The 10,679-nt window shown below is 70.7% G+C and carries 6 protein-coding genes; 4 read left to right on the top strand and 2 right to left on the bottom strand.

Annotated elements, in window-relative coordinates; genetic code table 11:
* Window positions 1-257 precede the first annotated feature (257 nt).
* Both WME95_RS15405 and WME95_RS15400 read left to right on the top strand, forming a co-directional pair.
* Entirely contained in the window at window positions 258-899 is a 642-nt protein-coding gene (locus WME95_RS15405) for an RNA polymerase sigma factor (RefSeq protein ID WP_437909128.1), read from the top strand.
* Window positions 892-2,268 carry a FecR domain-containing protein gene (locus WME95_RS15400; RefSeq protein ID WP_437909127.1) on the top strand — a complete coding sequence of 459 codons (1,377 nt, stop codon included), beginning with the start codon at window positions 892-894 and terminating at the stop codon, window positions 2,266-2,268. Before WME95_RS15405 ends, WME95_RS15400 begins: the two co-directional genes overlap by 8 nt.
* A 254-nt stretch (window positions 2,269-2,522) precedes the next feature.
* On the opposite strand, the gene WME95_RS15395 is transcribed toward WME95_RS15400, so the two are convergent.
* Window positions 2,523-5,300 (bottom strand): RICIN domain-containing protein, encoded by a 2,778-nt coding sequence (locus WME95_RS15395; RefSeq protein WP_437909126.1) that lies wholly within the window; start codon window positions 5,298-5,300, stop codon window positions 2,523-2,525.
* Between the two features lie 1,012 nt (window positions 5,301-6,312).
* Between WME95_RS15395 and WME95_RS15390 the strand changes: the two genes are divergently transcribed.
* Window positions 6,313-7,356, top strand: a complete 1,044-nt coding sequence (locus WME95_RS15390) for an MBL fold metallo-hydrolase (RefSeq protein ID WP_437909125.1) — start codon at window positions 6,313-6,315, stop codon at window positions 7,354-7,356.
* 52 nt (window positions 7,357-7,408) lie between these two features.
* Here the strand turns inward: WME95_RS15390 and WME95_RS15385 are convergent, their stop codons facing one another.
* Window positions 7,409-9,121 (bottom strand): hypothetical protein, encoded by a 1,713-nt coding sequence (locus WME95_RS15385; RefSeq protein ID WP_437909124.1) that lies wholly within the window; start codon window positions 9,119-9,121, stop codon window positions 7,409-7,411.
* 318 nt (window positions 9,122-9,439) lie between these two features.
* Here WME95_RS15385 and WME95_RS15380 point away from each other — a divergent pair, with 318 nt between their 5' ends.
* Complete coding sequence (locus WME95_RS15380) at window positions 9,440-10,567, top strand: hypothetical protein (protein ID WP_437909123.1); 1,128 nt, start codon at window positions 9,440-9,442, stop codon at window positions 10,565-10,567.
* Window positions 10,568-10,679 lie beyond the last annotated feature (112 nt).

The raw sequence follows: 10,679 nt of genomic DNA, 5'->3' as shown, positions 1-10,679 counted from the left end.
GGTTACAACCGATACGGAACCTGCCATGACGGCGTTCGCCGTCGCGCCGGGAGCCGCCGCGGCCGAGATCTGTAGTCCAGATCACATGTAATCGATATTCCTCAATCGTTACCTTGTCTCGATCTCCTCCGGTGCGCGGGCGTGCCGAATCTTGAGCCGCGGTGGACCTCTGGAGAACACTGCTGGGCGTGTTCCCGACGCGCCGGTCGACCGTCCCGCCCTTGACAGCGGTCGCGCCTTTCACGCAAAGGCGAGGCGTGCAGGCGCTACCGCTGGCGGCGACCGACGACGAGGCGCTCGCGCGCGCCGCAGCGCAGGGGCACCCGGGCGCCGCGCCGATCCTCTGGCAGAGGTTCGCGCCGCTCGTGCGCCGGATCCTGACGCGCACCCTCGGGCCGGGCGACGAGATCGACGATCATGTGCAGGACACATTCCTGCGCTTCTTCCGCGTGGCGAAGGACCTCAGGGACCCTTCGCTGCTCTCGAGCTTCATCGTCGGCATCGCGGTGCGCGTCGCGCGCGCCGAGCTGCGGCGCAGGCGTGTGCGGCGCTGGCTCCAGCTGTCGCCGTCGGGCGAGCTCCCGGACATGGGGGGCGCGCAGCAGGATCCGCAGGGGCGCGCGGCGCTCACGCGGCTCTACCGCATCCTCGACCAGGTTGACGACAGGTCCCGGACGCTCTTCGTGCTGCGGTTCATCGAGGGGCTCGAGCTCACCGAGATCGCCGCCGCGCTCGGCTGCTCCCTGGCCACGACGAAGCGCCACCTGGCGCGCGCGTCTCACCGGATCCTCACCGCCGCGGAGCGCGATCCCGCGCTCTCGGCCTACCTCACCAAGGCCCCGCAGGACCTCGATCGGCCCGGGACCCTCCCCGCCGACGGAGGAGATCGCGATGAATGAAGCGGAGAAGCTGAGCCGGCTCGCGGACATCGTGCGGAGCGGCGTCCCCGCGGACGTCGACGCGGCGCACGACGCCGCCGAGCGCGCCCGCTTCGTGGAGGCGGTGAGCCGCGGCGCGGGCCGCGCGGGAGCCCTGGGCCGCGTGGGCGCGTGGCTGCGCGCCTCGCCCCTGTGGAGCGCGCTCACCGGGCGGCCGCGGTGGAGCTTCGCGCTCGCCGGCGGGGCGGCGCTCGCGCTCGCGCTCGTCACGCTCTGGCCGGCGCGGCCGCTCGACTACGCCGTCGAGGGCGCGCCTTCCGCCGCGGGCCGGTACATCGCCGCGACGGCGGGCGGAGAGGCGCGGCTCCGCTTCACGGACGGCACCTCCGTCGCGCTCTCGCCGGGCAGCGCGATGCGCGTGGTCGACGTCGACGCGGCCGGGGCGCGCATGCTGCTCGAGGACGGCCGCGCGTCGCTGCGCGTCACGCGGCGGCCGAAGGCGCGCTGGTCCGTCGAGGCGGGGCCGTTCGCGGTGCTGGTCACCGGCACGGCGTTCGACGTATCCTGGAGCCGCGGCGACGGCACGCTGCGCGTCGATCTGCACGAGGGGAGCGTGACCGTGCGCGGGCCGCTCGCGCCCGACGGGCTGCCGCTCCGCGCCGGGCAGCGGCTCGTGGCGCGGATGCGCGAGGGCGACGTGCAGATCTCGAGCGGCGACGCCGCGAGCGCGGCGGACCCGGCGCCGAAGGCGCTGCCGCCCGCGGGCACGGCGGCGCAGCCCCGGGAGGAGAAGACCATCGGACCTGGCGACGCCGGGGGCGGCGACGCCGGGGCCGTACGGCCGGAGGGTTCGCGGGCAGAGGGGGCGCCCGCGAGCCCTCCGACGGACGGTGCGGGGCCGGCGGCGCCGGCCGGCGCGGCGGCGGCGGCGCCGAGCTGGGCGCAGCGCGTGGCGGCGGGAGATTTCCGGGCGGTCCTGGCCGAGGCGGAGCAGCGCGGACTCGGGGGGGTGCTCGAGCGGGGCTCGCTGGACGACCTTGTCGCCCTCGGGGACGCGGCGCGGTACGCGCGGCGGGGCGACGTGGCGCAGCGCGCGCTCTCGGCGACGCGCAAGCGGTTCCCGGGGACGAGCCAGGGCAAGGCGGCGGCCTTCCTGCTCGGCCGCCTGATCCACGACGGCGGCTCGCCCGAGGCGGCCGTGGCCTGGTACGACACGTACCTCGCCGAGTCGCCGGGCGGCCCGTTCGCGGCCGAGGCGCTCGGCCGCAAGATGGTGGCGGTCGAGCGCACGGCCGGCCGGGCGGCGGCGCGCCCCATCGCGGAGCTCTACCTGAAGCGCCACCCGCGCGGCGCGCATGAGCCCGTGGCGCGCGATCTCCTCACGCCGTGAGGTGGTGAGGTGCTTTGGCCGAAGGTGAGGTCTTTTGGCGTCCTGCCGGTTCCATCACTCCGGCAGGGTGGGGGAAATCCCCCACCACTCGCCGTGACGCCCGGCGGGTGACTTACGCCGTCCTGACACCCATCGTTTGATCTGATCGGGAGAACGTTCCCTGAGAAGTGCGGAGGCCCGAGGAAGGCAATCCGGCGCGCCCTCGCGCGCGCCGCGCTGCCCACCTCGGACCTGTGAGCTCGGAAGTGAAGGTGCTAGTTCGAGCGGCTCAGCGGGTACTTGTAGAAGTTCTGCGCCCACTCGATGGTCCAGATCGTCGGCTCCACGTACACGTTCTTGTCCGCGCCGAGGACCATCGCCCGCTTCATCTTCGCCATCGCCGTCAGGAAGACCTTGCGATCGTCCTCCATGCGCGGCCGCATCACGGTCGACGGGGGATACAGCTCCTTGACCTGGGCCACCGTCGCCGCGTCGTTGATCCACCCGTCGACCCCGTGCTCTCCCTTCGGGAGGCGCGAGCCGCCGGCGTCCAGCCAGTCGCGCAGGTCGTTGTTGCCTCGGTTCATGCCGTCGGCATGGCAACCGATGCAGGAGCTGCCGGTGTTCAGGCGGCGGTCCTGGGTGGCGAAGCCCAGCGTGCTGTTGATCTGCGCGTCCGAGGCGTTCCGGAGGAGGCGCGGATCGCGCACGATGTTGCCGAACGCGTCGACGCGGCGCTGGTTGATGCCGCCCCAGAGGGAGTACCCCTGCAGGCCGTTCGGCAGATCCCAGATCACCTCCTCCGCCGACTGCTGGAGCCCGTCGGTCCCTGTGTAATAGCGGCAGTTGATGTAGCTGCCGCCCGCGTAGCTCGGCGCCCCGTCGCACCCCGCCGGCTCCGTGCCGTTCGGCTGAGCCAGCGTCGCGATGAAGCTGTAGTTGCTCGCCGAGCCGCCGGCCCCGCTGATGAACTTGGGGATCGGGTGCGCCCAGAAGGGGAACCGGATCTGGCCCGTCTCGTACGCCTGCTCGATGGTGGTCACGCCGTCGAGCTGCCCGGAGAAGACGTCCCACGTCTTCCAGTAGTACCCGCCGCTCTTCGTCCTGGCCCTGTAGTACATGCGGGAATCGACGGTGATGGCCTGCTTCGTGAGCATGTACTCGTACGACTTGATCCCCGCGTCCTTGATGACGCCGAGCTCGGCCTCGAGATCCTGCGCGTACCAGGGGATCGCCATGATGGCGTTGTAGACGTCCGGGCGCGTCAGCGTGTAGACGAGCTGGCCCGCCTCGATGTAATCGGTCTTGAAGCCGTTGACGTTGGGCGGCAGCACCTGGCTGTCCGTGGCGCCCTCCACGTTGCCGGCGAGGACGCGCCCCCAGACGAGCCTGGCGAAGCTCGGATCCACCTGGACCGTCGAGGTGTATCTGTACCGCTCCCTGAACGTGACGTCGGAGCCGACGGGCTCACCCAGGTAGTTGACCGAGGTCCTCCCGAAGAAGACGTCGTCGTCCGATCCACCGAAGTGGAGCTTCGTGACCCCCTTGTTGTAGCCCCAGTAGTTGCGGGTATCGAAGCGGTAGACCATGCCCTTGCCGTTGATGTCCACCGGGTTGACGATCGTGGGAGCCCAGCGCGCTGTCGAGTTCAGGGCCTTGGACAGCCCCACGCGGGCCACGTTGAGCTCCTCCGCGCTGACGCCCGCGTTGTGGAGCTCGTGCAGCGAGGCGTACTTGATGAACTCCGCGTCCGCCGCGGCGACGGTGGCCTTGTCCGCCGCGATCCACGCCTTCACCTGGTCCTCGGTGACCTTCTCGCCGGCCGCGACGGGGCGCGGGGTGGCCGGCAGGGTCGGCGCGACGGCGTTCGCCCACGCCGTGACGGCGTTGAGCATCTGCGTGTTCGCGTCTCTGCAGCTCGTTCCGAAGCAGTTGTGCCGGTCGATGCCCATCCGGACCACGAGCTTGGAGTCCGCCGGCTTCTTGAAGTTGACGCGCGTGAGCGCGTACTCGTGGGCCAGCGCCGGATCGACGTCGGCGTGCATGGGCGCCTGGGCCTTGCCCGTCGAGCTGTGGCAGCCAGAGCAGTTGGCGGTCAAGAGCGGGTAGACCGTCGTCTTGAAGGCCTCCAGCGACGCGGCCATGTTGAAGTTCATCTCCTTCGGAAGGCAGACGGCCTCGACGTTCTTGCCACCCTTCCCGTCCGGGATCTGGCTGTAGCCGAGCGTGCAGCCCGACGCCGGGTTGACCCCCGTATCCGCGTCGCCACCGCCCGAACCGCCAGCGCCGCCCGAGCCGCCAGCACCGCCGGAGCCACCAGCACCGCCCGAACCACCGACGCCGGTGCTCGCGCTGCTGGAGCTGCTGGAGCTGGTCGAGCTGGTCGAGCTGCTGGAGCTGGTCGAGCCGCCAGCGCCACCAGCGCCGCCCGAACCACCGACGCCGGAGCTCGCGCTGCTGGAGCTGCTTGAGCTGCTGCTCGCGCTGCTCGAGCTGCCCCCCACGACCTTGAACGTGAACTTCTGGTTGTCGCCGTTCGCCCAGCTGTACTGCTGGAGGCCGGCGCCGTCCGCGGTCGACCGCCCGGTGACGTCGAGCGCCTTGTTGCTGTTTCGGGCCATGATCCGCTGGGCGTTGTTGCCGACGTCCACGAACGAAAATTGCTGGCTCGTGGCGTTGCCGCAGCTGGATTGGACGACGGTGGCGCCGTTCGCCGTCGATCCACCGTTGATCCCGAGGCAGAGACCGCTGTTCACGTTCCGCAGCCGGAAGTATCCGCTCCCCGTGGACTCCGCCCGGAACTGCTGTCGCGTGGCGCCGTTGCACGCGGCGATCTGCGCAACTGCCGCGCTCGCCGTGCTGCCCCCGCGTATCTCGACGCACTTGCTGCTCTGCACGCCGACGAGCGTGTAGACCGCGTTCGGGTCGATCGTGAGGCTCTCCTCGAGCGCGTCGCCTTGCTCGCTGCCGGTGTCGTCCAGACCAGCGATGCATGAGACGGCGAGAAGGCTCGTCGCGGAGGCAAGCAAGGCGCTCCTTGATGCGAATCTCATGTTGTTCTCCTCTGTCAAGTAAGAAGTACGGTCTATCTACAGCTCGACGCTGCCCTTGCGCTGATCAGGGGCTCTCGACACGCAATGCGCGATGGAGGCTCCGGAGGGACGGCCGCGGTAATCATCGGTCATCGCCCCCCCAGGGGATCTCGATCACGAGGTGCGGAGCTGGAGGACTCGTTCGACAGGCGGTCAGGCACCGCTAAGAGGATCACTCTTGTCCCGTATCGTGTTGCGAGTCAAGCCCATCATGCGTCCCGCCGCGTCATTTGCATGTTGGTTTACGTGGTCATGCGTGGTCATTTACGTGTTCGTTCACATGGTCTTTCACGTGAGCGTTCACATGTTCGAACACATGCATGATCGTTCGCGTAATCGTCTACAAATCCGCGCAAACACGCACGAACTTGCGCATCTCCGCGCCGATCTCCCGCCGTCGATCCTCTTCACTTTGCCGCGCATCTGTCCATCTTGTTCAGTTTGTCGGCATTTATGAACGACTATTTACGAAGCCACGACCACAGCAGTTGATGGCCAATGATCTGTGCCGCAATGTCCCACATCGACCGAGACATTTGGCTTCTCGCGCCCTCTTCGCCCGTGTCACTGAACGGGTCGAGTCTCGCCTGAACGAGAGTTGCCGCGGCACCCCTGGATCATCGGATGACCAGGGATCCGCCGTGCGTCGATCCCTGCACACATCCAGGCAGGTCGCTCCCCCGAGGCGGTACCCGGAGGGACACGGGGTGAATCGCCGAGGGGCCGGGGCAAGGAGAGAGCGTCAGGCGATGGTCAACATTGACAAGTTGAGAACAATTTGTCAAGTTCAGGCCTTGACGGTCGGCGCGCCGATCGCAAAGCTCGTCCGGTGCGTGAGCGAGCCACCCTGGCCGAGCGCGCGCTCCAGCAGGAGGAGCCCACGCCTCCTCCGGCGACCAGGCCGCGGAATGGTCGCCTTCAAGGTCGTGTTCCGTCTCGCCAGACACCGCGCCTGGCAGGAGGTCGTCCCCTCATGAACGATTCACGGCGTCGCAAAGGGCTGCGGCTCGAGCGCGCGCGCGCTTCAGCCCAGTTCAAGGACGGCAAGTTCGAGAACCCATCGGGCGCCGGCCCCAGCATGACCAAGGGCTCGACGCTGCCCGTGCTCGGCGAGTTCTTCTTCCGCCGCGGCCGACGGGAGCCGCCCGCGCCGCTGCCCGTCGTGCGGCCCCACGAGACGTGGGCCCGGCAGAGCGACACCGGACTGCGGGTCACCTGGCTCGGCCACAGCACCGTCCTCCTCGAGCTCGATGGCCGCCGGGTGCTCACCGATCCGGTGTTCGGCGAGCGCGCCTCGCCGGTCTCCTTTGCCGGGCCGCTGCGCTTCCATCCGGTCCCGGCCGCGCTCGACGAGCTGCCGCCGCTCGACGCGGTCCTGCTCTCCCATGACCACTTCGATCACCTCTGCGCGCCGACGATCGAGGCGCTGGCCCGCACGCGCGTCCCCATCGTCACGCCCCTCGGCGTGGGCGCGCTCCTCGAGGCGCTCGGCGTCGACCCGGCGCGGATCACCGAGCTCGACTGGCACGAGCGCGCGGAGATCGGCGGCGTCCGCTTCACCGCGACGCCCTCTCAGCACTTCTCGGGCCGCGGGCCGACGAGCCGCAACGCGACGCTCTGGGCTTCCTGGGTCATCGAGTCGGAGCGGCGCAAGGTCTTCTTCTCCGGCGACACCGGGCTGTTCCCCGGGTTCGAGGACATCGGCAAGCAACACGGCCCCTTCGACCTGGTGATGCTCGAGGTCGGCGCGTATCACCCCGCGTGGGGGACCATCCACCTCGGCCCCGAGAACGCGCTGACCGCGTTCGAGATGCTCGGCGGCGGCACGCTCCTGCCCGTCCACTGGGGCACCTTCAACCTCGGGCTCCACGACTGGGACGAGCCGGCCGAGACGCTGCTCTCGCTGGCCACCGAGCGCGGCGCGCGCGTCGTGACCCCCCGGATCGGCGCCGCGTTCGAGCCCGAGCGCGTCGGCGCGCCGACCCCGTGGTGGCGGGCGGTCGCGGGCCCGCGGTGACGGACAGCGGCCAGCCCCGCTCCGCCGGAAGGCCGCGCCACACCTCGCGCGGTCACGCCGCCTGGGGCCTCGTCCCGGCCGAGGGCGGCGTGAGCTGCTCGACGGTGTAGGCGTATTCGTAGGTCTTGCGGAACTCGCGCCAGCTCCGGAGCTGCGGCATCCACTCGTCGTCCCGCAGCGCGCTGAGCAGGAGCAGGATGCGCGACTCGGAGGAGAGCCGTATCACGGCGTCGCGCGTCTCCTGCGTCGCCATGCAGAGCTCGAGATCGGTCGCCGTGCGGATCCCATGCGCCTTCAGCTTCGAAAGGATGCTCGACGGCGCGTTCCGGGCCGGCTCGGCCTCGTCTCGCGCGTGGAGATACAGGATGGCCTGATCCACGAGGTCGACAAGGCGCGGGGCCGGGATGCGCGTGCGCAGGATCAGCTCGATCAGGTTGTGGTGCGCGAGGTTCTCGATGTTCTCGATGCCCTCCTCGAGCAGGCGCGCCTTGTCGTAGAGCGTGATGCCCTCGAGGTGGGTCAGCGGGTCGCGGTCCTTCAGGGTCGGGACGAAGAAGGTGACCATGCGCGTCTTGAGCAGGTCGTGGAGCACGGCGAGCCCGGTGTCCGGGACGATGCCAATGAAGAAGGCGAGCAGGAGCAGGTGCCAGGGCGCGTTGTCGATGGGCGCCGCGCCGCCCGAGAGCGCGGCGCCCTCGAACGTCTTGCTCATGACCCAGGCCAGGATCGTGGCGATGATGATGCGCACCGAGATGTGGCTGTACGCCTTGGGCCCGAGATCCGCCCGCACATAGCGGCGGAATACCATGTTGAGCGCGAAGAAATACGTGCCGAGGAACGCGAACGTGAAGGCGGTCCGGTTGGGGATGAACAGGGAGTGGAGCTCGACCGGCTCGTCCCCCAGCGTCTCCGCCACGGACGCCACCGTCGGCAGCGCCGAGATCACCCAGCCGACCGAGAGGAGGAACGTGCTGAGGATGATCGGGACGAAGAACAGCGGACCGCGCCGGGTGTCGAGCGCGTCCTTCATCAGCGGCGAATAGGCCCGCTCCGCCTCGTCGATCGTGCGGAGCGCGGGGTCGAGCCGCAGCACGTCGCGGTGAAACTGCTCTTTCACCACGTTCCGGCGCTGCTCCGCGAACAGAAAGAACAGGAGCGCGGGCAACGTCGCCGCGGCGCCGATGAACAGCGCAAAGAGGAGCAGCAACGCCATGCTGCGCATCGATAACGTGAAGATCTCGTGAAGGCGCTTCTCGGCCTGCAAGAGGACGGTGGCGGCGGGGATGCCGAACCCCACGAGGCACACCGCCAGCATGCCGATCGCGCGCCAGAACTGGTCGCGCAGCATCAACGCGGTGCTGCGATGGCGATGCCGGGCCCAGCGATCCAGCGACGGGAACACGGTGAACGCGATCATCCCGACGCCGACCGTGCCGAAGGCCAGGCGGGCCCAGCCGTCCAGGGTGACCACGAACAGCGACGTGAGCCCCCCGAGGACAAGCACCCCCGCGATGGCGGCGGCGTCGAGGCTCGGCTCTTCGGCCTGGACCGGGGCGCGCTTCTCCACATAACCACGCTCGAGCCAGACGCTCAGATCCAGCCCCTGCGCCGCCGTCTCCGTCGTGCGCACGACGTCGAAAGGCGCCACGACGAGGTCGCTGCCATCGCGCCTGATGCAGATCCGGCGAGCCGTCTTGTTGACGAGCTCGATCTCCTCGGCGGGCGGCGCCTGCCGCTGCAGATCCTCGAGCTCCCCATCTGCCATGGCGTTTCCCCTCGATCGGCGCGGTCGCCCCTGATCCCTGCGGCGGCGCATCGACGGCAGGTTGGGGCCCAGTCGAGCTTATGCCCATCGACGCTCCTCCGCGAGAGCGCGCCGCATCGTGGAGGTCCTCCCGGTCGTGGCCCGTCCGGACGGACGCTGCGGGCTCTGGCTCGGCTCCTCGGGTGCGTCGCCGGGCCCGGGTGCCCCCTCCCCCTGGCCCCCTCCCCTCTCCCTGGCCCCCTCCCCTCTCCCTGGCCCCCTCGCCGTTCACTGCGATGCGCCTCCACCCCCGCCTGCGATCTGATAGAGCCCTGGCGCGTGCGCTCCCTCACTCTCCTGCTCTGGCTCCTGCTCGCGTCGGCGCCCACCGCGGCGCGGGCCGACGCGGCGCCGCCCGGCGCGCCCTCACGGAAGGCCGAGGCGGCCGCGTCACGGGTGGTGATCGTCGAGGCCGGCGTGGACGACCCGCTCGTGCTCGAGGCGGCGACGCGGCTGCGGGCCGAGCTCGGCGCGGCAGGGTTCGAGGTGGTGCGCGTCCTGCGAGCGCCCGAGGGCGATCTGCGCGCAGGGCTGGAGCGCGCCGCGAAGGAGGCGGACGCGTTCGCGGCCGCGACGATCGTCCGCTCGCGGACGGGCGCGACCGCCGACCTCTGGATCGTCGATCGGGTGACGCAGAAGACGGTGGTGCGCGCCGTGGAGGCGGCCGGCGCGGCGGCGCCGTCGGTGATGGCCGTGCGCGCGGTCGAGCTCCTGCAGGCGAGCCTGCTGGAGGCGAGCCTGCAGGAGCCGCAGGGGCGCGCCGCGGAGGACGGCGGCGCCGCCGTTCCCGACGACGTGCGGCGGTGGATGGCGCCCGTCCGGCAGCGGGCCGGGATGCCCCCTGCGCCGGAGCGGGCCGGGATGCTCGCGGGCGTGGGCGTGGAAGCCGGCTTCGTGGCGCTCCTGAGCGCAGACGGCGTCGGGCCGGCGCTGGGGCCCGCGCTGCGGCTGTCGTACGGCGTCGGCGCGGACGGCCGCGGCGGCGCGCTGCCCGCGGGGCTCGCGGCGCGGCTGACGTTCGCCGGGCCGACGCTGGGGCCGACGCTCGATGGCGAGCTCGGCACGGTGTCCGTCCGTCAGGAGATGGCCTTTCTGGAGGCGGTATGGGCGCTGGACACGGGCGGCGCGATCTGGCCTGTGCTCTCGGCCGGCGTGGGCGGAATTCACCTGTTCGTCAGCGGTGATCCCCTGCCGCCGCTGCGGAGCGCGACGGGCGATGTCTGGTCGGTCGCCGCGGCCCTGGGCGGGGGCGCCGGGCTGCGCCTGACCGACCGCGCGGCCCTCCTGGTGGATGCACACGCGATCTTCGCCGAGCCCCGCGCCGTCGTGACGCTCGGCGGCGAGCGGCTCGGCACCGCGGGGAGACCGACGTTCGCCGGGTTTCTTGGGCTGCTCGTGCGGCTCTGAGGCGGGGCCGCGCCCGCGTGGCCCGGCGGGGGGCAGCGAACGCCGGCACAAGGCGGTTTGCCGATGTTGGAGAGGCGCCGATTCCGGTACCGTCTGTGAATCAGTCGATGGC

The sequence above is a fragment of the Sorangium sp. So ce327 genome (assembly GCF_051530205.1).
Lineage (GTDB): Bacteria > Myxococcota_A > Polyangia > Polyangiales > Polyangiaceae > Sorangium > Sorangium cellulosum_B.
Note: the sequence above shows the minus strand (reverse complement) of the source record. Positions and strands in the feature narration are given on the sequence as shown.

What these genes read in the sequence shown, in the direction of transcription:
- WME95_RS15395 (WP_437909126.1), bottom strand. Translation starts at nt 5,300, where the DNA reads ATGAGATTCGCATCAAGGAGCGCCTTGCTTGCCTCCGCGACGAGCCTT.
- WME95_RS15390 (WP_437909125.1), top strand. Translation starts at nt 6,313, where the DNA reads ATGAACGATTCACGGCGTCGCAAAGGGCTGCGGCTCGAGCGCGCGCGC.
- WME95_RS15400 (WP_437909127.1), top strand. Translation starts at nt 892, where the DNA reads ATGAATGAAGCGGAGAAGCTGAGCCGGCTCGCGGACATCGTGCGGAGC.
- WME95_RS15385 (WP_437909124.1), bottom strand. Translation starts at nt 9,121, where the DNA reads ATGGCAGATGGGGAGCTCGAGGATCTGCAGCGGCAGGCGCCGCCCGCC.